At 63.1% G+C, this 20,710-nt stretch carries 30 protein-coding genes; 10 read left to right on the top strand and 20 right to left on the bottom strand.

Annotated elements, in window-relative coordinates:
* The 11 genes from KIO76_RS16065 to KIO76_RS16015 form a co-directional block, all read right to left on the bottom strand.
* Positions 1-402 carry a DUF3168 domain-containing protein gene (locus KIO76_RS16065; RefSeq protein ID WP_213324203.1) on the bottom strand — a complete coding sequence of 134 codons (402 nt, stop codon included), beginning with the start codon at positions 400-402 and terminating at the stop codon, positions 1-3.
* Entirely contained in the window at positions 402-866 is a 465-nt protein-coding gene (locus tag KIO76_RS16060; protein ID WP_213324202.1) for an HK97-gp10 family putative phage morphogenesis protein, read from the bottom strand. The genes KIO76_RS16065 and KIO76_RS16060 overlap by 1 nt, the downstream gene beginning before the upstream one ends.
* Positions 859-1,203, bottom strand: coding sequence for a phage head closure protein (locus KIO76_RS16055; protein WP_213324201.1), 345 nt, complete (start codon positions 1,201-1,203; stop codon positions 859-861). The genes KIO76_RS16060 and KIO76_RS16055 overlap by 8 nt, the downstream gene beginning before the upstream one ends.
* Positions 1,190-1,375 (bottom strand): hypothetical protein, encoded by a 186-nt coding sequence (locus tag KIO76_RS16050; RefSeq protein ID WP_213324200.1) that lies wholly within the window; start codon positions 1,373-1,375, stop codon positions 1,190-1,192. The genes KIO76_RS16055 and KIO76_RS16050 overlap by 14 nt, the downstream gene beginning before the upstream one ends.
* On the bottom strand, positions 1,375-1,980 hold the full coding sequence (locus KIO76_RS16045) for a head-tail connector protein (RefSeq protein WP_213324199.1): 606 nt from the start codon (positions 1,978-1,980) through the stop codon (positions 1,375-1,377). Before KIO76_RS16045 ends, KIO76_RS16050 begins: the two co-directional genes overlap by 1 nt.
* A gap of 9 nt (positions 1,981-1,989) precedes the next feature.
* Entirely contained in the window at positions 1,990-2,268 is a 279-nt protein-coding gene (locus KIO76_RS16040; protein ID WP_213324198.1) for a hypothetical protein, read from the bottom strand.
* A 62-nt stretch (positions 2,269-2,330) separates the two neighbouring features.
* Positions 2,331-3,710, bottom strand: coding sequence for a phage major capsid protein (locus tag KIO76_RS16035; protein WP_249729617.1), 1,380 nt, complete (start codon positions 3,708-3,710; stop codon positions 2,331-2,333).
* Positions 3,711-3,720: 10 nt separating this feature from the next.
* Positions 3,721-4,593 (bottom strand): head maturation protease, ClpP-related, encoded by an 873-nt coding sequence (locus KIO76_RS16030; protein ID WP_213324197.1) that lies wholly within the window; start codon positions 4,591-4,593, stop codon positions 3,721-3,723.
* Complete coding sequence (locus KIO76_RS16025) at positions 4,586-5,926, bottom strand: phage portal protein (RefSeq protein ID WP_213324196.1); 1,341 nt, start codon at positions 5,924-5,926, stop codon at positions 4,586-4,588. The genes KIO76_RS16030 and KIO76_RS16025 overlap by 8 nt, the downstream gene beginning before the upstream one ends.
* A gap of 6 nt (positions 5,927-5,932) precedes the next feature.
* Positions 5,933-7,663, bottom strand: coding sequence for a terminase large subunit (locus KIO76_RS16020; protein WP_213324195.1), 1,731 nt, complete (start codon positions 7,661-7,663; stop codon positions 5,933-5,935).
* A 3-nt stretch (positions 7,664-7,666) separates the two neighbouring features.
* A complete protein-coding gene (locus tag KIO76_RS16015; RefSeq protein ID WP_213324194.1) occupies positions 7,667-8,221 on the bottom strand; it encodes a phage terminase small subunit P27 family in 555 nt (184 codons plus the stop codon).
* A 91-nt stretch (positions 8,222-8,312) separates the two neighbouring features.
* Here KIO76_RS16015 and KIO76_RS16010 point away from each other — a divergent pair, with 91 nt between their 5' ends.
* Positions 8,313-8,612: a DUF2188 domain-containing protein gene (locus KIO76_RS16010; protein WP_349629389.1), complete on the top strand. Its 300-nt coding sequence runs from the start codon at positions 8,313-8,315 to the stop codon at positions 8,610-8,612.
* On the opposite strand, the gene KIO76_RS16005 is transcribed toward KIO76_RS16010, so the two are convergent.
* The 3 genes from KIO76_RS16005 to KIO76_RS15995 form a co-directional block, all read right to left on the bottom strand.
* The gene (locus tag KIO76_RS16005; protein ID WP_213324192.1) at positions 8,609-8,959 is read right to left on the bottom strand and encodes an HNH endonuclease; all 351 of its coding nucleotides are present in this window, start codon (positions 8,957-8,959) and stop codon (positions 8,609-8,611) included. The genes KIO76_RS16010 and KIO76_RS16005 overlap by 4 nt on opposite strands.
* A gap of 105 nt (positions 8,960-9,064) precedes the next feature.
* Complete coding sequence (locus KIO76_RS16000) at positions 9,065-9,925, bottom strand: hypothetical protein (RefSeq protein ID WP_213324191.1); 861 nt, start codon at positions 9,923-9,925, stop codon at positions 9,065-9,067.
* 348 nt (positions 9,926-10,273) lie between these two features.
* On the bottom strand, positions 10,274-11,737 hold the full coding sequence (locus KIO76_RS15995) for a primase-helicase family protein (RefSeq protein WP_213324190.1): 1,464 nt from the start codon (positions 11,735-11,737) through the stop codon (positions 10,274-10,276).
* Between the two features lie 101 nt (positions 11,738-11,838).
* On the opposite strand from KIO76_RS15995, the gene KIO76_RS15990 reads away from it, so the two are divergent.
* Entirely contained in the window at positions 11,839-12,033 is a 195-nt protein-coding gene (locus tag KIO76_RS15990) for a type II toxin-antitoxin system HicA family toxin (RefSeq protein ID WP_213324189.1), read from the top strand.
* 30 nt (positions 12,034-12,063) lie between these two features.
* Positions 12,064-12,474, top strand: coding sequence for a type II toxin-antitoxin system HicB family antitoxin (locus KIO76_RS15985; protein ID WP_213324188.1), 411 nt, complete (start codon positions 12,064-12,066; stop codon positions 12,472-12,474).
* Positions 12,475-12,479: 5 nt separating this feature from the next.
* On the opposite strand, the gene KIO76_RS15980 is transcribed toward KIO76_RS15985, so the two are convergent.
* From KIO76_RS15980 to KIO76_RS31775, 6 genes are all read right to left on the bottom strand, one after another.
* The gene (locus tag KIO76_RS15980) at positions 12,480-13,064 is read right to left on the bottom strand and encodes an MT-A70 family methyltransferase (RefSeq protein ID WP_291975280.1); all 585 of its coding nucleotides are present in this window, start codon (positions 13,062-13,064) and stop codon (positions 12,480-12,482) included.
* Positions 13,061-14,251, bottom strand: coding sequence for a DUF7146 domain-containing protein (locus KIO76_RS15975; RefSeq protein WP_213324187.1), 1,191 nt, complete (start codon positions 14,249-14,251; stop codon positions 13,061-13,063). The genes KIO76_RS15980 and KIO76_RS15975 overlap by 4 nt, the downstream gene beginning before the upstream one ends.
* A complete protein-coding gene (locus KIO76_RS15970; protein WP_213324186.1) occupies positions 14,248-14,445 on the bottom strand; it encodes a hypothetical protein in 198 nt (65 codons plus the stop codon). The genes KIO76_RS15975 and KIO76_RS15970 overlap by 4 nt, the downstream gene beginning before the upstream one ends.
* A 1-nt stretch (position 14,446) precedes the next feature.
* Positions 14,447-14,722 carry a hypothetical protein gene (locus KIO76_RS15965; protein WP_213324185.1) on the bottom strand — a complete coding sequence of 92 codons (276 nt, stop codon included), beginning with the start codon at positions 14,720-14,722 and terminating at the stop codon, positions 14,447-14,449.
* A gap of 4 nt (positions 14,723-14,726) precedes the next feature.
* Complete coding sequence (locus KIO76_RS15960; RefSeq protein WP_213324184.1) at positions 14,727-15,224, bottom strand: hypothetical protein; 498 nt, start codon at positions 15,222-15,224, stop codon at positions 14,727-14,729.
* Positions 15,225-15,356: 132 nt separating this feature from the next.
* Positions 15,357-15,635 (bottom strand): helix-turn-helix domain-containing protein, encoded by a 279-nt coding sequence (locus KIO76_RS31775; RefSeq protein ID WP_213324183.1) that lies wholly within the window; start codon positions 15,633-15,635, stop codon positions 15,357-15,359.
* Here KIO76_RS31775 and KIO76_RS15950 point away from each other — a divergent pair.
* The 7 genes from KIO76_RS15950 to dnaN all read left to right on the top strand — a co-directional run bounded on the left by KIO76_RS15950 (position 15,634) and on the right by dnaN (position 20,544).
* Positions 15,634-16,296, top strand: a complete 663-nt coding sequence (locus KIO76_RS15950; RefSeq protein ID WP_213324182.1) for an XRE family transcriptional regulator — start codon at positions 15,634-15,636, stop codon at positions 16,294-16,296. The two genes, KIO76_RS31775 and KIO76_RS15950, sit on opposite strands and share 2 nt — an antisense overlap.
* Before the next feature lie 441 nt (positions 16,297-16,737).
* A complete protein-coding gene (locus KIO76_RS15945; protein WP_213324181.1) occupies positions 16,738-17,100 on the top strand; it encodes a hypothetical protein in 363 nt (120 codons plus the stop codon).
* Positions 17,101-17,103: 3 nt separating this feature from the next.
* Complete coding sequence (locus KIO76_RS31395; RefSeq protein WP_283771443.1) at positions 17,104-17,226, top strand: hypothetical protein; 123 nt, start codon at positions 17,104-17,106, stop codon at positions 17,224-17,226.
* Positions 17,223-17,861, top strand: a complete 639-nt coding sequence (locus KIO76_RS15940) for a hypothetical protein (protein WP_213324180.1) — start codon at positions 17,223-17,225, stop codon at positions 17,859-17,861. Before KIO76_RS31395 ends, KIO76_RS15940 begins: the two co-directional genes overlap by 4 nt.
* Before the next feature lie 22 nt (positions 17,862-17,883).
* The gene (locus KIO76_RS15935) at positions 17,884-18,222 is read left to right on the top strand and encodes a YfdP family phage-associated protein (RefSeq protein WP_291975520.1); all 339 of its coding nucleotides are present in this window, start codon (positions 17,884-17,886) and stop codon (positions 18,220-18,222) included.
* Positions 18,223-18,251: 29 nt separating this feature from the next.
* Positions 18,252-19,253: a DUF2303 family protein gene (locus tag KIO76_RS15930; RefSeq protein ID WP_213324178.1), complete on the top strand. Its 1,002-nt coding sequence runs from the start codon at positions 18,252-18,254 to the stop codon at positions 19,251-19,253.
* A gap of 178 nt (positions 19,254-19,431) precedes the next feature.
* On the top strand, positions 19,432-20,544 hold the full coding sequence (dnaN, locus tag KIO76_RS15925; protein ID WP_213324177.1) for a DNA polymerase III subunit beta: 1,113 nt from the start codon (positions 19,432-19,434) through the stop codon (positions 20,542-20,544).
* Positions 20,545-20,710 lie beyond the last annotated feature (166 nt).

Below are 20,710 nucleotides of genomic sequence, written 5' to 3'. Positions count from 1 at the left end.
TTAAAGGGCTTCGACCAGCGCCCGGAAGGTGACGACGGCATGATTGGTCACGCCATCGGGATCGCGCATATAGCGGGTGTCGCGATGCTCGAGTTCGGTCAGCTCCGCATCGGTGAGGAGGAGCGTGGCGTTGTGCAACACCTCCCGCACGGCGCCAGCGATATCGGCTGATTCCGTCCGCGCCACCGTCCGAGACCAGACATGGACATCGAAGAAGACTTCCGCCCCGTCGATGCAATCCGCGTCATGCTGAACGAGCTGAAAGCCTGAGAGATTGATGTAAGGGAAGGCGGTCTTATCCGTCACGCGATCAAGCACGCGACCGACAACAAGCGCCGTCACCGCGGGGCTCGCCTTCAAGGCGGCGACCGCGGCGGCCTGCAAAGCGTGGGTGACTTCCATCACTCTGCCCCTGATGCAACGCGCTTGGCGGCTTTCGTGGTCGCTCGGGAGATGCGAGCCCGCACCTTCCGCCGATTGGCGCGATAGGCCGGAAAGAAGAACGGCTGCGCCTCGGTTCCGGGATGCTCCGAGCCTTCGAACATGCCGCCGTTGATATGCGGCGAGGTTCCGAACTCGACGAGATGAGCGTAGCGTACGGAGCTGTTGCCCGCTGAAATCACGACGGTCAGATCCGGGTCGCCTTTCGCCCCCGCGGAAAGCGATGCGTATCGCTCTTTTCCGCCGCCCCATGTCTGCTTGATGCTATCTCGCAGTTTGCCCGTCTTCTTTGGAGCGAGACGCTTGGCATCGGCGACGATCTCGTCAGCCCCCTGCGCCAAGGCCTGCTTGATCGCGGACCGCACCGCCGGCGGCAAAGCGGCCAGTTTCGCGAGGAGGCGGTCACGACCTTCGATCTTAGCCATCGGCGCCCCCTGCGGTTGCCAGGATGTCGAGATATTTCCGGCGCTCGTCCATGTTGGCGGCCGAGGTGATGTTGTAAACGGTGCCGGTGCGGGCGTTGCGGGCGCGCCAGGCGGGCGTGATGTCGGCCGCGGCGGCGCTGTAGCGCACCCGGATAATGACGGGTTGCACGCCCTGCAGGCGGTCTGCCATCACCGATTCCCCGCCCTTCAGAGGCATGATCCGGGCCGCAATCACGAAGGCCTCATTCCAACTGTCATCAACGGTGTTGCCAACGTCATCCTCGACGGTGCCGCGCGTATCGAAGGCGACGCGCTCGCGCAGCTCACCGGCGCTCATGGGCCTTGTCCCTCGGCTTGCGCGTCGCGACCGCTTTGCGGGCGGCCTTCGCCGCCACGGCGCAGGGTGTGGTGACGAGCGCGATCGCGCCGGCCTTGTAGGCAAGGCAGAAGCGACCGTTGAGCTCGCGCGGATACCAGTCGAAATCCTTGGTAAAATAGACCCAGGGCATCACACCCTCATGAGACGGAAGGGCGCGAGCAGAGCTTTCACCGTGCGCGTGCCGAGAATGTCGTCAGACGTCGCCTCGCGGTCCTCATAGAGCGCCGCGACCATCAGCAAGATGGCCTGACGAATGGGCGCCGGCACCGTGTTCGTGGCGGGTGCGCCTCCCGTGCCCGGCTGGGCGCGGTGACCGGCGATATACCGGATACGCACGGCGTCCGGATGGACGCCAGCCACCGGCCAGACCGCGCCGAGCGCCGGGAGTGCGAGCCCGCCAGGAAGAGTGCGATAGGCCTCGACATCGAGGGTTTGCGACGCGCCGTCACGATCAAGGTAGGTTATGCTCTCGATCGCGATGATCGGCGGATACGGCAGGCACAACACCGGTCCGTTTTGCCGCGTGAAGGCTGCGAAGCCTGGGGCGATCGCATCAAGCGTCTGTTCGCCGAGACAGCGCCGCAGCCACCCTTGCGGCCCATCGATCCACTGCGTCGCCGCGTCGATGAGGCTGCTGATCAGATCGTCGTCGTCGCTGAAGTCGACGCGCAGATGGGCCTTCGCCTCGGCGAGGGTCACCACGGGCGCGGGCGGCGTAACGACGACGACGAACATGGAGGCGTCCTATCGCTTCAGGTTTTTGGCGACGGCCTCGGCGCCGGAGAGCGTCGGGTCATTGAAATCAATGCGGTTCTGATCGGCCGTGGTGTTCGCCCGCGGGTCGTTGTCGACGGCGGGATGGTCCACGTCGATATCCGGCACCTGATGTGGCGCGCCGGACGGGTCGAACTCGGTGGCCGGCTCGATGCCGGTGGCCTCCGCGCCAGTTTCATCATTCTGAACGGCGGGCTTGGTAACGGCGGGATCGACGGTCTTGGCGCTCCCGGATTTCTTCTCTGCCATGATTGGCCTCCTGCGGTGGTGGCGGGCGAAGGGTGACGGGCCGTGGCCCGCCACGGCACGGCTTACGGGTTGGCCGCGATCTTGAAGGCGCGCATGGCCTCGGGGTTGTTGACCCCGCCGCCAACACGCTTCGTGGTGTAAAAGTGCACGAAGGGCTTGTTCGTGAAGGGATCGCGCAGGACGCGGATGCCGATACGGTCGATGACGAGATACGTCTCTTCCATGTCGCCATAGAGGGCGGCGATGGCATCAGCCCCCACCGCGGGCATGTCCGGAACTTCGACGATCGCTTCACCGGCGACGGTTGCCGGCTGGCCGGCCGCAAAGGACGGCTGCCAGAGATAATTGCCCTGCCCATCCTTCAGCTTGCGCATCTGGGACTGCGATTGCCGGTTGGTGTAAAGCTTCGCGTTTGCGCGGTACTCGGACGGCAAATCATAGAAGAGGTCGATAAAGCCATCCGAGGTGAAGGCGGCGGCAGACCCACTGTTGACGATCGGGATGGCACCCCAAGGATGCCGCGCGGCATTGGCCGCACCCGTCACATAGGTGAGGATGCCATGAGGCTTGTTGACGCCGTTGCCGGAGAGAAAGGCAATGCCCTCCTGGCGCGCAAACTCGGTATCGACCTCGCCGGCGAGCCAGGCTTCGAGATCGATCGCGGCATCATCGAGCATGCCCTGCGACGCCGGCGGATTCGCATAGATCTCGCCAGGCACGAAGTCGAGCATGGCGAACTGCGGCGTCGTGGTTGCGGGCCGGGCAGCAGTCTCGCCGACCCAGCCGGACCCGACCGCGCGATCCGTATAGCCTTTCTTGAAGCCGGCGGTGGTGATGTTGATGACCCGGGCATTGGCACGGATCGGGGACACCCGCTTCAATTTGCCCTGAATGGTCCGGTCCCATTCGACCGGCGCGAGATAGCCGCCATCCGCATCGGTGCCCTTGGTCAGCGCCGCGGAGACGTCGCCCTTGCGCATATGCGCCTTAAAGGCCGCGACATATTCGGGATCGGGCGGGATATCGCCGATGACGCTGCCGCCGGCGTTGGCCGCCGCGATCTTGGCATTGAGATCGTCGATTGTGCCCTGAAAGTTGGCAACGACCTGGTCGAGGCGCGTCACCTTTTCATTCAGCACAACATCGTCGACCTTGGCCTTCAACTTGTCGTCGTAAGTCTTCTTGAACTCGTCAAAAGCCGTGTTCAACGCCGCGATCATCGCCTTCGGGTCGTTCACGTCGGCGCGCGGCATGATGGTGACGGCGCGCGGACGCGATTTCAGAGCCGTCGATCCGAGCATCTGGTTGAGCGGCATCGTATGTGCGGGCGCCGCGACGATCGCGAGCGCAGCAGCATGCGCGGTCGAAAGATCGGCCATGGCGAATACGACGCACGCCGACAGCGCGAGGGCGATGGCCCCCGCCACAAAATACGTTTTCATGGAGGATGTCCTATTTGCGAAGGGTGTCGAGCAGTCCGACGAGGCCGGACCAATCTTCGCCAGCGCCCGGCGTGGCGGTATCGAGGGCAGCGCCTGGCGTGCCCTTGATCTTGTTGATGCGAGCGCGCGCGTCCGAACGCGTCATGCCCGCGGAAACGAGCTGCAATTCCATGGCGCGGAGGTCGTTGATCTCGCGATCGCGGGCCTGGGCATCGCCATCTGTCGTCATGACGTCTGCCGGCAAGAGCGCATCGGCAAACCCGCGCTCAATTGCCTGGGATCCCGACATAAAGGTTTCGGCATCCATCCACTTGGCGATATCGGTCGCCTTCTGGCCGGTACGCGCGGCGTAGAGATCGACCATCGCCTGATCGAAGGGCTCAAGCCACTCTGCCGTCTCGGCCATATCGTGGCGGTTGCCAATCGCCATCACCCAGCAATTGTGGATCATGATAAAGGATGCCGCGCCGATCTCGACGCGATTGCCAGCCATGGCGATGATCGAGGCGGCCGAGGCCGCCATGCCCATCACCTTGACGGTGATATCCTGCGGGTGCTCGCGCAGGACGTTGTAGATGGCGATGCCTTCGAACATGTCGCCGCCCGGCGAATTCACCTGCACCTCGATCGGGCGGTCGCCGATCGCCCGCAGCTGCGCGGCGATCTTCTTCGCCGTGACACCGCCGCCGGACCAATAGTCCTCGCCGATCGTGTCAAAGATCGCGATGACGTTGTCGCCCTTTTCGAGGGCGCGCACCCCGGCCGCGTCCGCCGACCAGCGATCGAAGACCTGCGGCATGGTGAAGGCATGCACGTCCTGGCGCACCGGCAAGGGCATGGCGCCTGGCCGCGCTTTGGCGAATAAACGATATCGCTTATGCATCGTCGTCATCGTCATTGGCCTTTCGAGATGTCCCGGACGCAGCCTTGTCGTCAGGATCGGTCGTGTCGTCGTCGAGCGGCGGGCCGCCGTTATGCCCCATCGAGCCCGGATTCAGCGTGTCGCCATCCGGCCGGCGCGGCATGTCGAGGACATCGCGCACCTCATTGGCCGTCATCCAGGCCGGCGCACCGCCGGAGCCGAGGGCCTTGGCGAAGAAATCGGCCTGATGCTGGATCGAACCGCGCAGCAAGGCGCCGGCGTTGAACTTCGCCGAATAGCGATCTTCACCGTCGCCATCGAGCAGGGTCCGCTCAATAGCCTGCTGCCAGGCCTCAAACCACGGCCCCAGCGCGAATTGGACAAAGAACCGGCCAAGGGCCTCGATCCCGGAGCCCCAGGAGGTCTCGTCCACCATTAGCAGCGGGCGCGGAACGCCAGTGATGCGGCCGATTTCCTCAACCTGCATCTTGCGGATGTCAGCGAGCTGGGCATCACGTGCGTTCTGCGCATAGGGCTCATATTTCATCCCCTCCTCGAGGATGAGGTTTTTGCCCGCGTTCTCCGCACCTTCCTTTTCGGCGAGGCTACTTTTCAGCCGTTCGAAGGCGTCATCCGACAGCTGCGCGGGATGCGTGAGGGCGCCGCCGACGAAAGAGCCGTTCTTGAAGAGCCTGCCCGCTGCCAATTCGGCCGCGAGTGCCAGTCCGATCGACTCGGCCGCCTGCTTGACGAGCGAGATGCCGCGGATGCCATCGAGCGACAGCCCGCGCAGATGCAGGATGTCCCGCGATTTATACTCGCGCGCCGCCCCATTCGCCGGCTGATATTTATAGACAACGGACCAATCATCGAGCTGGCGCGGGTGAACACGATCGGGATCGAGCGGCACCAACTGCGAAATCTTCGGCCGGCCGGTGCGGACGTCCGTCGACCGCACCGCAAGGGCATAGCCGTTGCCCTTCAACAAGGCGCGCAGCTGCATCAGCGTGCGGAAGTCGAAAGCCGACTGCCAGCCGTTCGGGCGGCGATGGAGGATGCGATAGAGCGGGTGCTCTGTCGCCTTCTCCTTCGTGTCATCATCGATCAGCTGCAACGGCAGCATACCGATGGAAAAGCTGATCAGGCTGACAGCCCGGAACATAGCCGGGTTTTTCAGGGCCTTGTCGACGTTCACCGTGATGCCCGTCGACGAGACGTCGCCCATCCGCAGCCATTCGATCAGGCGCGGATCGTCCAGCGACAGCCAGGTGCCACCTTCAGCCGGGATGGCCGAGCCCTGCGGGCGCGGCGTCGGCGCCGCGGTCTGCGGGCGGAAGAAGTCGAGAATCCCCATCCGTCCTCACACCATCCGGATGCCGCGCGACTCATAGACCGAGCGAAAATCGCCCGTGTCTTTCGCCGCGATGCCGATTGCCATGCAGAGCGCGACGATGCCGTCTATGCGCTCTGTCGACTTGTTCTTGGCCGGCTTGATGTTACCGGCCGGATCTGTCTCTACCGCGACCACCTGGGCATGGCGTCGTAAGACCGGGTGCCCGCCATGATGGAAGCCATTGCACAAAACGAGACGCTCAAGCTCCTTCGTCGGCGCGGCCATCGAGGCGAAGCCCTGGCCGAACATCACAACCGGTAAGCCCTCCTGCTCGAGCTTCACCGTCGTCTCGGTGGCGTTCCAACGGTCGATGGCGAGGCCGCCTTGCCCGGTCTCGCGGCGTTGGTCTCCCAGGAAGGCGATGCGGTAACGCTCGGCATCGCGGTAGATCTGATCCTGGATGAAGGCGTAATCGACGACATTGCCCGGCGTCGCCAACAGCGCACCTTCTTTGACCCAGCGGTCATAAGGCAGCTTGTCGCGGGCGCTGTGAGCCTTGATCAGATCCTTCGGCTTGAAGAACCGGACGAGGACAACGGGCGCGTCGAGGCCTTCCTGTATTGGGAACCACCACACGAGTGCGGAAAGATCGGTGGTCGACGACAGATCGAGGCCGCCGAAACAGCGCTTGCCGATGAGCCTGGCGTCGAGATCCTTCCAATCGATCGGGCCGACGCAATGATCCCAGCCAAAGCGATTGCCATCGTCATCGAGGGCATCGATCGGCAACCACCGGACCGCCTGCTCGGTCCACAGATTGAGATGATAGCGCTTGAAGTCGTTCTCCAGGCGCGGCAGCTGCTGCGCGCGCCGCGCATCCGCCGCCAGGGTGTCGAGCTTTTTCGAGACGCCAAGGTTTGGATTGGCCTTCGCCCAGACTTCCGGCTTCGTCCAATCATCCTCCGGGTCAGCGGCATAGACCACCACAAGCGTCTCTGGATCGTCGATCGTGCCGTCGAGGATCTTTTGGCACTCCTCCCAGACCTCCTCGCCGTAGCCGCCTTTCTTGCCGGCCGTCGAGATCAAGAATTCCAAAGGCTGGCGCCTGGCCGCCTCCGAATCGTGGATGAACTGATAGAGTTCACCCGATACCCATTCATGGATCTCGTCACCGATCAGACCCGACGCCGAGAGCCCATGTTTGCCGCCAGGCTTGCCCGACAGCGGCTTGAAGGACGCGTTCAACGCCGGGCAGTAGATCGACGGCTTCAGGCAGACGAGATCCGCCGACAGGGTTTGCGACTTGCCGACCATGGCGGTCGCCTTGTCAAAGACGATCCGGGCCTGATCCTTGTCGGTGGCGATCGAGAACACTTGGCCAGCCTGCTCGCTGTCACCCAGGAGCAAGAGCAAGGCGATACCGGCGGCGAGCTCGGTCTTGCCGTTCTTGCGCGGCACCCAGACATAACAGCGACGATATCGCCGCAAGCCGTCTTCACGCTTCCACCCGAATAGCGGGCGGATGATGTCGTTCTCCTGCCACGGCTCCAGGACGAAGGGCCGACCGGCCCATTCACCCTCGGTCAGGCAGATATGGTCCGCGAAGAATGCGGCCGCTGACGCCGCGGCGCGCTCATCGAACCAATAGTTGCCGTCCTTCCACGCACGCGCCCGGCTGTCCCAGATCGCACCAGGATGAACGCCCGCCGGCCGCGATCGGGGTTTAGCCCGTCGCGCCGGCCCGCTTTGCACCGCCATGACTTACTGCAGGTATCCGATCGCCGATTTCGACTTCGGCGCGGGCTCGCCGTCCGCCTGATCGGCCGGCTTCTGCGGTGAGCTCGGACGATCGAAGAGATCGCCCGGCGCGCCCGTCGCGGCGCGCGCCGCGAAGATCCGCTGCCGTTCGGCCGGGTTGAGGCCGAAGCGATCTTCCGCCGACGCCAGGTGCTTTTCGAGCCGATCGGCGATCGCGAAGGCGGGCTCGATCCGCTTCAACTTGCCGTGCTGGCTCTCGCTCTCGTAAAACTCCCCATCCTTGTCGAGGATCTTCTGCATTTTCACCCACCGGGCGAAATTCTGGCAGTACCGCGCGAAGGGCTCGGCATCGAGCGGCCCGAGAAGCTTCATCGAAGCGACGCGCGGCGCCGTCCTCTGCCAGGTCGCAAGCGCATCGCCCTTCAGCCATGCCGGCGGCGCGACATTGGCGCCGCTGTCGTCGATGATGACAGGGTCAGCGCCAATAGGACGCCGACCCGAATTGCCCTTGGCAAGCTTCACGCTCGCGGGCTCGGGCTTCGGTCCTCTACGCGCCATAAGTGCCTCTCACAAAAAAGTTTTCGGAAACCTGCGACGAGATGCGTGTGACTAGGGCGCCGGTCCGGATGTCGAGGCACCCAGACTTTTGATGCCCCCCCTGACGTTGCGGCTGTTTGTGGTAATATTGCCGCCGGGAATGAGAGAGGGGGGGGAAATGGCTCGAGCTCAGTACTTCGTCGTTCTCCATCAGGGTGAATGGAAAGTCAGCTTCGAGGGCAAGCATTACGGCCCTTATAGGACACAGAGGGAAGCTATCCGCAGTGCGGTCGATGCGGCTCACGTGTCTGGAAAGAATGGCCACGACGCACAGGTCCTAGTCCAAGGGCAGAACAATCGCTTCCGGACTGAGTGGACTTACGGGAATGATCTCTATCCGCCGCCGGGTTAGGTGGTGGCGGACGATCGGAGACATCGCCGCTCCTCGCGCTGAATTTCACCGTCGTGGCAGGGCTTGCAGACGCTCTCATGGTTGCTCGGGTCGATGAACAGCGACCAGTCACCCTGATGCGCGCGGCGATGGTTCACGACGGTGGCGGGCACGATCTCATCCCTCGGCAGGCAGCGCTCGCACAACGGCTGGCTGTTGAGCTGGGCATTGCGGGCGGCCTGCCATGCCGCCGTCTTGTACCAAGCGCGCCATGGCTTCTCGTCTCTGCGCTTGGCATCGTGCTCGCGGTCGCGCTGCTGTTTGCCCTTGTAGGTTGATGGCCGAAAGACTTGCGGGCGAGACGGCATTACATCACCACCTCCTGCGAGAACGAAAAAACCCGGCGCGTTCGGCACCGGGTTTCTCTGATCTTTTTCAGCGTGACAAGTATTGAGTCAAGTTCCAGTCGCACGTCAAGCCACGCAAGGAAACTTTCTTTCGGAGGTCGCTACAACGCCTACCGAATCAACGGAAAAAATCTGCGGGCGGGCCGTTACGTCGCGAGCGCTGGATGGCTCCCAGGGGCGCGCTGATCGACGAGATGGCGTCACCTCTATGCTTCCGAGCGTACCCACGAGCGAATCGAAGAGGAGCCGCAGTGCCGCGTGCCAGATCTCATATTCCGCCCGCGATATGGCAAGCGGCTGAGGATCTGGATCGAGAAACGTTTCCTGATAGGCATCAGCATACGGACGCCGCCGCTTCGCGTTGAAGCCATCAACGACCGCTTCCACATATTCCGGCTCGATCCCGAGTGCCGGGTCTCCCTCGCTGATCATGACGAGCGACTTGCGAAACCACATCGGACGGCCGTTCGCACCGCACCGCACCTTGCGTTCCGGCACGTCGCCCTGCCAACAGGGCTCCCCTCCGAGGATCGCCCGGGTCACGACCAGAGCCGAGGCAGATGCCCGTGCCTGCGCCCATAGCGCCGCGATCTCGACAACGCGGTCACCCTCGGCGCCGAGGTCGCCCATGTCGGCCAACGGCGACCATCCATCGGGGATCGCCACAGAGCACGACACCAGCGCCTCGACGGCATCCGCCACACGTAAGGCGTCCGGGTGCGGCTCGCCGACTGCGGCGAGGTCAGGCAAGACGCCATAGGCGTTATAGTCGATCAGGGTGAGCAGCTGCGCATAGCTCGCAATGCCGGCCCATCCCGACCGCACTCCATCCGGGAACTGCCGGTCATCACCCAGCACGGCTTTGGGAAGTTCATCCTGATAGGCCCAACGCAGCACAGCCTCGATATCCATGGTTCGCTTTGTCATCGACCGATCTCCGCTGTCCAACCAGTCCAACCTTAAGAAGTAAAAAGAAGAAGGTTGGACAACCCTGAAAGCATTACTCGCGAATGCTTTGTCCAACCTGTCCAACCTGTCCAACCGGTTTTGAGGTTTGTGAAAATTAGCCCGCGAGACAGGGAGCGTCGGCTAGCCATGCCTCGCGCGCATGCCTGCGCGCACGTAAGGAAATGGGTTGGACAGGTTGGACAGGTTGGCAACACATTGATAAATATCGTCTATTCCTGTCCAACCTGCTCAATCCTGTCCAACCTAGGTTGGACCTTCACGAAATCTGCTTCTACCCCGAGCACCCTGTCTCTCTCGCGGCGAGGTTCACGGCCAGTCCACGCGTTGTTGCAGGGCTTCCTCGAAACTGGCTCGACAATCCTCGACCGAAGGCAATCGCCAACACCAAACCCGCCGCTGAGATCCGTCTGCGCCGTCCCAGGAACTGCGCTCAGTGATGATGCCTGGCACAAGCTTTGCCAACTTCATGCCGACTTCCGTGTCAGCCGCTCTTCGCTTGACACCAACGCGATCGGAGACGGCAATATAGTCATCAGCGAGCACCGATTTAGGGATAACGCGCAGCCAACTCTCGCCACCGCGCGTACTTGTGCCCGACATGAGACGTTCGAACCACCACATTTCGACCGAATCGAGCGAGCGGATCTTCTGCTCTAACAAGGCTGAAGTGCGGGGGATCTTGCGTAAATCGACCGAGGATAGGTCGAAATGCAAGAGATCGTACAGCAGCGCCTCACGGCCGCCGCTGTCAAGCTCCGCATCCATCTCGCGAAAATAATCATGGTTTTGTGCACAGCGCGGATTGATGTCGAGCACGCAAAATCGTCGCTCATCCTTGCCAGCCGGCACGACCCAATCATTGTTTGAGGTCATAATCAGGCGCAGATAATTCTTCAGCCTGATAGGATCCACTCCCTTCGCTTCGATCTGCTGTATCGGCGACGTGACCAGCCCTTTAAGCCTGCCTTCGGCTGTCTTGTCGCCCGCCCAGACCGCCTCGTCAGCCTGGAGCAAAAGACAGGTCGCCATATGAGCGTTGAATTGCCCCGTGACATAGCGGGGGTCATCAACGAGGAAGTAATGCCGCTGGATCAGCGAGCCCATGACCTCACCGAGTTTGGTCTTGCCCGATCCCATGAGGCCGCGCAACACGATTGCCACGCCTAGCCTCTCGCGCGGTCGCTGCAACATGTGCGCGAAGAATCCGAAAAGCCACCGGAAGATCGTCTCGTTCCCGTCGCAGACGTTATTGAGCATATGGTCGCGCAGGACCGCGTAACCGTCCTTCTTTTTTCGGGGTGTGACCGAGAAGCCGGACCAGAGATTGAGATAATCTTTCGTACCCGGAGCGTTATCCTTGTCAGGATGAAATTCTATCCCGCGATAGCTGCGACGCTTGCGGTCGGAGAGCCACGCCGTCGCCCAGGTAATCGCCTTGATCTTGCCGTCGTTAGAGACGATCTCGGTCCATCGATTGGCAAACCATGCGCGCAGAGCATCGAGCGTCAGGACGCGTTGCACGTCCTCGATTGGCGCATTTGGCTGCTCAAGAAAAACGACTGCCTTGGAGCCCATCAGAACAAGGGCGAATTCCTCATTCATCCGCTCGATGTCATAGCCGAGCGCACGCGGCGTGGGAGGCGGCTTATTGCCCGAATGGCTTTCTACCCCTTTCTGCCCTGTCTCTTCCTCGCCGTCGATCTCGCACTCGTCATCAATGACCTCAGCATTGTCGATCAGGTCGGCTGTCCGCCGCGGAGTGTCGGTCATGGCGAGCCCTTTTCGTATCTTTTTGCGCCTATATATGCGCATTTTTCGTGGACGTTCGCAGGCTCATGCGCCAATATAGGCGCATAGAGAGAGGCGAGACGATGTCGAATGTTGAAACGAACCGGGCCAAGATCATCCGCAAGCTGGAGCGGGAAGGCTGGGTTCTCGACCGCCACGGCGCGCAGCACGACATTTACGTGCACCCGTCGAAGGCCGGCATCATCTCGGTTCCCCGCCACCGCACCTTGTCTCCGGGCGTTGGCCGCAATATCGCAAACATCGCGGGCTGGCGCTGAGCCAGCCTCGCGGCAGGAAGGAAGAAGATAATGGCGCGCTATACAGTTCTGATCGACGGTGAAGCGGGCGCCTATGGCGTCGTCGTGCCCGATCTTCCGGGCTGCTCGGCAATGGGCGAGACCATCGAGGAAGCCTTGGCGAATGCGGGCGAAGCCATGCGTGATTGGACGGAGGTGAGCGAGGCTCGCGGCAATGCCGTTCCGGCACCGCGCGCGGTTGAGGATCTGCGCCGGGACGCGGATGTACGGGAGGCGCTCGCTGAAGGTGCCACCTTGGCAAGCGTTCCGCTGATCCGCGAATCTGGACGGCCGGCCAAAGCCAATCTTTCCATTGATGCCGGCATTCTCGCCGCCATCGATGAGGAGGCGGCGCGTCAAAAGCTGACCCGTTCCGCCTTCATCGAATGGATGGCGAAGCGCATGCTGGCAAATGCGGCTTAGCAAGCTCATACTGCGCTCTCGAATTTATCGAGCTCGTTGCCCCAACCATCCCAGCCGGGCCGCCGCTGGCGCGCGAAGATGTCGGCGCGGCGGGCACCCGGCGTGAGGGCCTCGAGGAGCGCATAAGCTTCGTCGGGTTTGCGGGAATGCTCGCGAGCGAGGCCGTCAACAACGGCATTTTCGATCGTCTCGAATAGGTTTGCGAGCGACGCGCCGCGCGCGCCGGATCTGGGCAAGGTCCCAATCAGGAAAGGCTCGCAGACGCTGCGCAGCACATAGCCCGTGCCCCACCGCAGCTTGCCGCTCGCCGTGCGCTTGGCCCAGACGCCGCCCGTTTTCGGCTCGATGCCCCAGGCACGCATCAGGGCTTCCTGCCGGCCGATGAGCGGCCAAGTGCACCACAGGAACATGACGCCGCCCGGCGCGAGCAGATCGCCGAGCCGTAAAGCCTCAATTTCGGAGAAGCTCATAGTCGCGTATTGCGCTTCGGGTGACTTCTCCAGGCCCTTGCTCGAATAGGCTTCCCAAGGCCAAGGCGGGTCAGCCATCACGAGGTCGAAGGCAAAGAGCGGCAGATTGATCGGGCTCACCCCGCCATCTCCTCTTGCAGCATGTCGTTGAAATCCTTGCCTGCATCCGCCCAGGCGGCGCGGATCGCGCGGCCGGGCTTGCGGAAGCGACGGGCGGCGCGCAGCAGGGCATTTTTGGTCAGCTCGCGGTCACTGTCGCCATCCCCAAGCAGGATCACGTTGTCGATCCTGTCCGGCACGGGGATGGATGGCTCGTCGAGATCGGGAACCGGGCCCGGCAAGCGCTGACGTCGTACGTGCCCAAGCTCATTGCGCCATGTCAGGGTCGGATGCGGGACCGTCTGGGTGGCCTTGCCGCCGAGATTGCCGAGGTCGATCGAGGACCAGAACAGGCAATCGTCGATACCCCGCCCGGCCTGCACGAGCGCCTGGCGCACGGACAACACCGTCTCAATGCCTTCGCCGATATCGAGCGTGCGGGCGCGCGTCACGTCGCCGCCAAGGTGGATGTAACCGCCGCGCTTCGAGCCCCGCACCTTTTTCGCCGGAAGGATCTCGCCCGAGTCCGGGTCGATGATGACGGCCTTTTTCGCCGTCGCCGCATCCAGATAGGTGATGTGGATGCCGGAAAAGCGGCCATCCGGCCCCACGATGGCCGCCACCATGGCGGGCCCCTTGTGGATCATGCGCGGGTTGCGCCGGCCGTTCTCGTCACGGGTCTCGCCGTGGAAATAGTACATCTCTGGATGGCAGCGCAGGCGGGCGCCAGGTGGCGCCACGATACCGCGGCCAGCGAGATAGTCGGCGGCAAGGGAGCCGACGAGCGGTTCGCCATGTTCCCAGATGCGATGCAGCCGCGCGCGTTCCTGCTCGCGAAACTTAACCGCGTCCTGTTCGGCCTTGGCCTTCCTGTCAGCCCGTTCCTTGGCATGGCGAGCGGCCGCAGCCGGATCCGGTTCCTGCGCCCCGCCCAGCCATTCGACCGCGCCACGAAAATCCTTGCCCTCGACAAGGCGAACAAGACGAATGACGTCGCCACCATCCTGGCAGACGGCGCAGACCCAGCTCTCAGCGCAGGCCTCGAAACGGGCCGCGGATTTCGAGAAGCGGTTGGACGAACAGATCGGACAGGGGCCGACCATCTTGCCCGCGGAGGTGCGCAGGTTCACCCATTTTGCCGCGACCATGTCACATGGATTGCGCCGCTTGAGCTCGTCGAGCGCTGCGTCAGAAATCAGGGAAATCACAATGCCTCCCGGAAGAAGGCGACAGTCGCCGCGTCCCAGAGACGGGATCCACCGATTGCGGATTCGACACGCTCGCGCGGCATGCGCAGCGCACGGGCAATCGCGAAGATCGGCCAGCCGACTGCCCGCATTCTGCGCGCGATCCGGTGACGGCGGGGATGGCAGAGCCGCACGACAGCGAAGCGCCGGCGCACGTCAATTCTCCACACATTGCTGGCCCGCAGAGCCCACGCCGCCGCGGGCCTCGACGTCTTTCTGCCAGCGGTACGGAACCAGTTCCCACCACGGATCCACGACCTCGGGATAGGGCTTGTCGGCATGCTGGAAGAGATCCGCCAGGCTCTCGACGCTGGCGCGCTCGGCGCCGGAAAGTTTCAGCGCCCGCTCTCTCAGAAATCGCACAGTGATCGCACGTTGCTTCCGGGATGCGAGCATCCGCTCTATCGCGAAACGCGTGGGGATCTGGTCCATTCGCTCAGCTCACCGCGCGCAGGTTGCGCGCCTTGATGCCGGCCAGCATCTGCCGCTTGGTGGCCACCACGCGCTCAAGGTCCGCCAACTCGCGGTCGACGATCTCGGCTTCTGCCGCCGATACCTCCCCATCGGCGAGCGCCGTGGCCGTCGCGACCGAGACATCCGCCGAGGCTCGCAGGAACTCGGCATGATGGGTGCGGAAGCACGAGGTGGACGCGGCGATCCCCTCTGATTCCGGGTCGGACAGGCGGCGCCCTTCGAGATCCGCCATCACGGTGGTGATCATGGGCACGCCGCATTCGGCTTGCAGCGCAAGCACCGCCGATATCGGGATGATGTCCGTGTCATTCGCCGACTGCCAGCGCGAGACTTCGGACTTCGATGTGTTGGTGATTTCGCCGGCGCGCACGACGCCGCCGCAAAGGCGGACGAGGTCGCGGGTCGCGGACTTGATGCGGTGAAACCACTCTTCGGAGGCAGCACGGTTGATCGTGGACATGGCGAACCTTCGTCAAGGTCAAACGCGTTCCCGTGCCGGGAAAACACGTCGGGTTTTCCCGGAGGGGGAACGACAATTGTGTGGTTGAGTGCCCAGCGTCAGATCACGGCGGAGCGCGGCAATGCAGACCCATCACACCACCTCTCGGCAGTTGACCTCGCCGCCCGCACGGGACTGGGGGAGCGCGGACGGCGAGGCCGACGCCACCGTTGGGGGCGCGGTGGTCTCGAAGAGAAAATCGTTAGGCGTAACTTGCCCACCGGTAATCTCATGGATTTTCAAGAGCATAGCGGCATGCGGCATCCGCCGTCCGTTGCAGTACCGATTTACGGCCGCCTGCGACGCACCAATCAACCGCGCGAAATCCGCGCCGCTGATCTTCTTAGTTTGGAGATAAGCGAGAAGCCTCATGTCCCCGAATATGCCAATTCGGTATTATTTGCGCAAGCCAAAAAATGCCATTTTGGCATTAGACGCGCGAACGGTCCCGTCTTACCAAACTGGTATGAGCTATCTTGCTAAAGCGCGCCGCAACAAAGGCCTCTCCCAAGCGGCGTTGGCCGAGCAAGCGGGCACATCGCAGCCTCAGATTCAGCGGCTCGAAAAAGGCGATCGCGAGATGACCCGGGAATGGGCAGAGCGCTTGGCGCCCATCTTGGGCCTTGACCCTGTAACCCTGCTCTTCGGACCCCGTACGGCGAGGCTGGTCGGCTTCGTGGGCGCGGGTGCGGAGGCGCATTTTTATGAGGCGGGGGACGGCCTCATGGAGGAAGTCGAGCGTCCGCCGGGCGCCAGCGATCAGACTGTCGCTTTGGAGATTAAAGGCGACAGCATGTATGGCGTCGCAGATCATGGATGGCTCGTCTACTACGACGACGAACCCCGTGCGCCCGACGCCACAATGACAGGCCGGCTTTGCGTTGTCGGCCTGGATGATGGTCGAGTTTTAATAAAGCGCCTAGTCGCAGGAAAGTTAGCGGATCGCTACGATCTTGAATCCACGAATGCACCCACGATGCGAGATCAAGTGGTGCATTGGGCCTCGCCTGTCAGCTGGATCCGCCCGAGGTGAGATAAAGCTCTAAGCTGCTTTCAATCGTTCCACGATCTCATCTGGCACGCGACCAAAGCGACCGAGAACGACGGCCTCGTCCCACTCGCCGAAAACCGTGTCTCCAGTGCGCGCGAAAGCGACCGCGCCAGCGCGACGACTCGCAAGGCGCTCTGCTCGCCTCACAGCCGTTTGGCTGTCTGGCGCCTCGATAGGGTGCCCAGCCACCACATTCCCGCGCACGTCCCTGTCGCAGGGAACTACCATGAACAAGGTCCGCCGTGGGCTACTGCTGATCATTCTGGCACGCTCCATAAGCTTCACTGATCTTTAATGTTTGAGAACAAAGCAGGTACGATAAGGTTTGTCGAATCGTTTTTTATGACAATTTGGTATTGACGAAATATACCAATTCGGTATTTCATCAGTGCGAGCTAACACCGCTTTGATGGAGATACCCGTATGCTTTCTCCCAATTTCAATTTTCGCGACCCCGCATGGCGTGCCACGCGCGCCCAGGCCATGGCCAATGTCATGCGCGAGCGCACCGCTCTCGCGGGCTGCTGCACCGAAAAGGACCTGATCGCCCAGGGCTTCTCGCAGCAGGAGATCCATCATCTCGGCTGTGACGCCGCCTATCGCGCCGGACCGCGCTATTGCCTGCCAGAACCGCGGGTTTCCTCCCTCCCGGACGAGGCCGAGGCGCCAGGCGTTCCCGTCAACATCGCCCGCCGGATCGAGCAGGCCGCCGAATTCGCGGCGATCGCCTTTATCCTCGGCCTCGGCACCGTTCTCACCGGCTATGCCTCGCTGATCGGAAGCTGACCCATGGAGGCACGCCCCGTGCTCGCGGCTATGGTGATGGCGACAGCAGGCTATGCAGTCGCCGCAACAATCGTCGCCCTGATCGTGGTCGCTCTTGTGCGCCTCTTTGGTCGGGGGCGCCGATGACCTCGCCGTGGCTTCAGACCGGATCCGGCATCGCCTTTGATCTCCTTAATCCGACGCCGGACATGGTGGACCTGCGCCGTGACGTGCCCGACGCGCTCGGCCGCATCGCGCGTTTCACTGGGCATACCCCGACCGGGCCGTATTCGGTGGCGCAACACTCCTGTATCGGCGCTGATGCTGTCCTGGCAGAAACGGGCCGGCGCGATATCGCCGCCGCGTTCTTGCTGCACGACGCACACGAGGCCTACCTCGGCGACATCTCATCGCCCATGGCCGAAGCCTTGGCCGAAGCCGCCCGCATCGTCACCGCCGGGCATTTCGGCGGCTCGGCGGTGCTCATGGCAATCAAGCGCCTGAAACTCCGCGCCGACGCGGCGATCTATGCCGCTGCCGGAGTCCCATGGCCGCTGGCGCCGGAAGTCGTCGCGGCGGTTCATCTCATGGATATCCGCATGCTCGCCACCGAGCGGCGGCAGCTGCTCACCACACCACCTCGACCATGGAATCCCATCGTCGAGCAGGCCGAGCCGGTGCGCCTCAACCGCGGCGCCATCGTCGTCTGGCCCTGGGCACGCGCCGCCGACGAATGGCGCGACCGCCTCAACCGTCTTTGCCCTGCCGCGCTTGCGGCCTGACCCTGGGAGACTGCCCTTGTCCGTGCGCACCATCCGTCGTTTCGACGAGACGCTTGGCCTTTTGAACCGCGGCAAATTTGCCGAAACCTGTGACGAGCATTTGACCAAGGCTGTCGAGACCTTGGAGGCTCTGCCGTCCGAAAAGGGCACGGCGACCATCACCGTCACCCTGACGATCAATTATGAGAGCGGCCGGCTCGATCTCAAGCCGACCGTGAAATCCAAGCTTCCCGAAGACAAGGCCTTCGCCGCAACGCCCTTCTGGGCAATCGACGGCGGCCTCAGCGTCTCCCATCCCAGCCAGCACGACATGTTCCCGCGCGACGCAAGCGAGCGTGAACGCGAGCGCGCCGGCGCCTGACCTTTCCCTGCCACCGAGGATACTTTTCCATGTCAGAGACGACCGAAAACAAGGCGGCCGAGGCCGCCGACGAGATCAGTGCCGCGCTCGCATCGCTGGGCGCACGCCGCATTCCCGATGGCGGTGAAGGCGTCGAAAGAATTGCCCGCCTCGCCCTGGAAGCGAGCGGACGGCCGCTGGAAATCGACTGGCTTTCGACGGACGGTATGGGCGAGGGATTGCCCAAAGCTGTGCCCTTGCTGATCGACCGTCGTCAGGGCGGCAAGATCTCGACATTGCGCGATGAGATCGAGCGGTATCGTATCAACCCGGAACGCCGCAAAGGGACGGCGCGGGTCACCACGCTCCGCGCCTTCGTCGAGCTGGTCAATCGGCACAAGGATGACGGTTCCGCCGTCTTTGCCCGCACCGAATGGCCCAGCCCAGGCCTCACCGCCGTCGTCGACTATCACACCCTCGACAATGCCCCCCGGCATGGCGAGCACCGCATCTATTATCCGTACCCGGTCACCCAGGAATTCGAGGCGTGGATCAATAACAACGGCAAGGGGCTCTCGCAGGCCGACTTCGCCGAATTCCTCGAAGAGCGTGCGCCTGACCTTGCCGAGCCCACTGAAATCGAGATCGACAAGTACACGAAGCTGTTCAAGACGCGCGTCGCATCGCCCAACGAAGTGTTTGACCTGGCGCGCGGGCTCTCAGTGCGCGTCGATATGAAGGTCGCGAACCACGTGAAGATCCAGAGTGGCGAAAGCCAGCTCGTCTTCAATGAGCAGCACACCAACGACAAGGGCGAACCGATCGTCGTGCCGGGGCTGTTCATCCTGCAGGTGCCCGCCTTCATCGACGGCGAGGCGGTGCGCATCCCGGTGCGGCTGCGCTACCGCGTCAAGGGCGGCGATATCATGTGGGCCTACGCACTCTACCAATGGGAGCAGGTGCTGCGAGAGCGCGTGAAACTCGATCTCGAGCAGGTCGAGTTCGACACCAAGCTACCCGTTTTCGAGGGCACGCCAGAAGCGCGCGCCTAACGGCAGCCCGCGCGAATGCGCGTGACGAAGCCGGCCGCCAACAAGACCGAACGGCTGCCCGTGGAGCGCGTGAGTCGGCCCGGCAGGGGGCGGACCCTGCCTGCAACGTCTGAGTTTATGGACGCGACTTCGCCGGGGGGAGAGCAACCCGGCACCATTTCCCGAAGGCTGGAGCACAATGAAACTCACCCTCGATCGCGCGGCCCTGCTCAAGCCTCTCGCCGCGCTCAACCGCATCGTCGAGAAACGCACGACGATTCCGATCCTCTCCAACATCCTCCTGAAGGCGGCCGATGGCCGGCTGACCCTGCAGGCGACCGACCTCGACATGGAGGCAACCGCAGGCGTCGCCTCCGAGATCGAGGCGCCCGGCGCCATCACGGTGCCATCAGCCACCCTGCACGATATCGCCCGCAAGATGCCGGAGGGCGCCCGCATAAGCATCGAGGTGAACGCCGATGGCACACGCGTCACCGTCAAATCCGGCCGCTCGCGGTTTCACGTCGTTGCGCTGCCGCCGGCAGACTTCCCCGACCTCTCCGCCGGCGAGTTGCCGCACAGCTTCTCGATGCCGGCGAAGTCTCTGGCGCGGCTGATCGAGCAGACGCGCTTCGCCATCTCGACCGAGGAGACCCGCTATTACCTGAATGGCATCTTCTTTCACGTCGCGGCCGGCGAAACGCCCTGGCTCACGGCCGTGGCGACGGACGGCCATCGCCTGGCGCGTGCCCGGGCACCCGCGCCCGAAGGCGCCGCTGGCATGCCCGGCGTCATCGTACCACGCAAGACGGTTGGCGAGTTGGTGCGGATGCTCGACACGACGGGCGATGTCGCCGTGTCGCTGTCATCGGCGAAGATCCGCTTCGCCATCGGCGACGAGGTGCTGACCTCGAAGCTGATCGACGGCACCTATCCCGATTATCTGCGGGTCATTCCCCAGGGCAACGACAAGATCGCGACGCTCGATCGCGAGGCCATGGCGCAAGCGACAGACCGCGTGGCGACAGTCTCAAGCGAGCGCGGCCGGGCTGTCAAATTCGAGTTCGAAGCCGGCCGCGTCGCCATGAGCGTGACGAGCCCGGACAATGGCGATGCGCACGAGGAGATGGAGGCGGACTATGCCGCCGACCCGATCGCCATAGGCTTCAACGCCAAATATGTCGCCGAGCTGCTCGGCAGCCTCGACAGCCACAAAGTCACCGTCGCCATGGCCGACGCCGGCTCCCCGACACTGATCGCAACCCCGGACGATGACAGCCTGCTGCTCGTCCTCATGCCGATGAGAGTGTGACGATGGCCCACGCGCGAGTGAGGGTTCTCCTCGAAATCGAATGCCCCAGCTCTTGGGGAAATGAATGCAAGCTCGATCAGATCTACGATCAAGCTTCGCGAGAGACGACCCAGAATCTGCGAGGCGTTCTCGCGGGAGCCAGGATCAACGCGAGGATTATCGGAGA

This window comes from Chelatococcus sp. YT9 (assembly GCF_018398315.1).
Taxonomy (GTDB): Bacteria; Pseudomonadota; Alphaproteobacteria; order Rhizobiales; family Beijerinckiaceae; genus Chelatococcus.
This window is presented reverse-complemented; position numbering and strand designations above follow the sequence as displayed.

Coding starts and splice junctions, on each gene's coding strand:
- KIO76_RS15990 (WP_213324189.1), top strand. CDS start 11,839: ATGTCGAATGTTGAAACGAACCGGGCCAAGATCATCCGCAAGCTGGAG.
- KIO76_RS15945 (WP_213324181.1), top strand. CDS start 16,738: ATGCTTTCTCCCAATTTCAATTTTCGCGACCCCGCATGGCGTGCCACG.
- KIO76_RS16035 (WP_249729617.1), bottom strand. CDS start 3,710: ATGAAAACGTATTTTGTGGCGGGGGCCATCGCCCTCGCGCTGTCGGCG.
- KIO76_RS16005 (WP_213324192.1), bottom strand. CDS start 8,959: ATGCCGTCTCGCCCGCAAGTCTTTCGGCCATCAACCTACAAGGGCAAA.
- KIO76_RS15960 (WP_213324184.1), bottom strand. CDS start 15,224: ATGTCCACGATCAACCGTGCTGCCTCCGAAGAGTGGTTTCACCGCATC.
- KIO76_RS16060 (WP_213324202.1), bottom strand. CDS start 866: ATGGCTAAGATCGAAGGTCGTGACCGCCTCCTCGCGAAACTGGCCGCT.
- KIO76_RS15940 (WP_213324180.1), top strand. CDS start 17,223: ATGACCTCGCCGTGGCTTCAGACCGGATCCGGCATCGCCTTTGATCTC.
- KIO76_RS16055 (WP_213324201.1), bottom strand. CDS start 1,203: ATGAGCGCCGGTGAGCTGCGCGAGCGCGTCGCCTTCGATACGCGCGGC.
- KIO76_RS15985 (WP_213324188.1), top strand. CDS start 12,064: ATGGCGCGCTATACAGTTCTGATCGACGGTGAAGCGGGCGCCTATGGC.
- KIO76_RS15965 (WP_213324185.1), bottom strand. CDS start 14,722: ATGGACCAGATCCCCACGCGTTTCGCGATAGAGCGGATGCTCGCATCC.
- KIO76_RS16030 (WP_213324197.1), bottom strand. CDS start 4,593: ATGCATAAGCGATATCGTTTATTCGCCAAAGCGCGGCCAGGCGCCATG.
- KIO76_RS16020 (WP_213324195.1), bottom strand. CDS start 7,663: ATGGCGGTGCAAAGCGGGCCGGCGCGACGGGCTAAACCCCGATCGCGG.
- KIO76_RS31775 (WP_213324183.1), bottom strand. CDS start 15,635: ATGAGGCTTCTCGCTTATCTCCAAACTAAGAAGATCAGCGGCGCGGAT.
- KIO76_RS15950 (WP_213324182.1), top strand. CDS start 15,634: ATGTCCCCGAATATGCCAATTCGGTATTATTTGCGCAAGCCAAAAAAT.
- KIO76_RS15995 (WP_213324190.1), bottom strand. CDS start 11,737: ATGACCGACACTCCGCGGCGGACAGCCGACCTGATCGACAATGCTGAG.
- KIO76_RS16000 (WP_213324191.1), bottom strand. CDS start 9,925: ATGACAAAGCGAACCATGGATATCGAGGCTGTGCTGCGTTGGGCCTAT.
- KIO76_RS16015 (WP_213324194.1), bottom strand. CDS start 8,221: ATGGCGCGTAGAGGACCGAAGCCCGAGCCCGCGAGCGTGAAGCTTGCC.
- dnaN (WP_213324177.1), top strand. CDS start 19,432: ATGAAACTCACCCTCGATCGCGCGGCCCTGCTCAAGCCTCTCGCCGCG.
- KIO76_RS31395 (WP_283771443.1), top strand. CDS start 17,104: ATGGAGGCACGCCCCGTGCTCGCGGCTATGGTGATGGCGACAGCAGGC.
- KIO76_RS16025 (WP_213324196.1), bottom strand. CDS start 5,926: ATGGGGATTCTCGACTTCTTCCGCCCGCAGACCGCGGCGCCGACGCCG.
- KIO76_RS16065 (WP_213324203.1), bottom strand. CDS start 402: ATGGAAGTCACCCACGCTTTGCAGGCCGCCGCGGTCGCCGCCTTGAAG.
- KIO76_RS16010 (WP_349629389.1), top strand. CDS start 8,313: ATGCCCCCCCTGACGTTGCGGCTGTTTGTGGTAATATTGCCGCCGGGA.
- KIO76_RS16045 (WP_213324199.1), bottom strand. CDS start 1,980: ATGTTCGTCGTCGTCGTTACGCCGCCCGCGCCCGTGGTGACCCTCGCC.
- KIO76_RS16040 (WP_213324198.1), bottom strand. CDS start 2,268: ATGGCAGAGAAGAAATCCGGGAGCGCCAAGACCGTCGATCCCGCCGTT.
- KIO76_RS16050 (WP_213324200.1), bottom strand. CDS start 1,375: ATGCCCTGGGTCTATTTTACCAAGGATTTCGACTGGTATCCGCGCGAG.
- KIO76_RS15930 (WP_213324178.1), top strand. CDS start 18,252: ATGTCAGAGACGACCGAAAACAAGGCGGCCGAGGCCGCCGACGAGATC.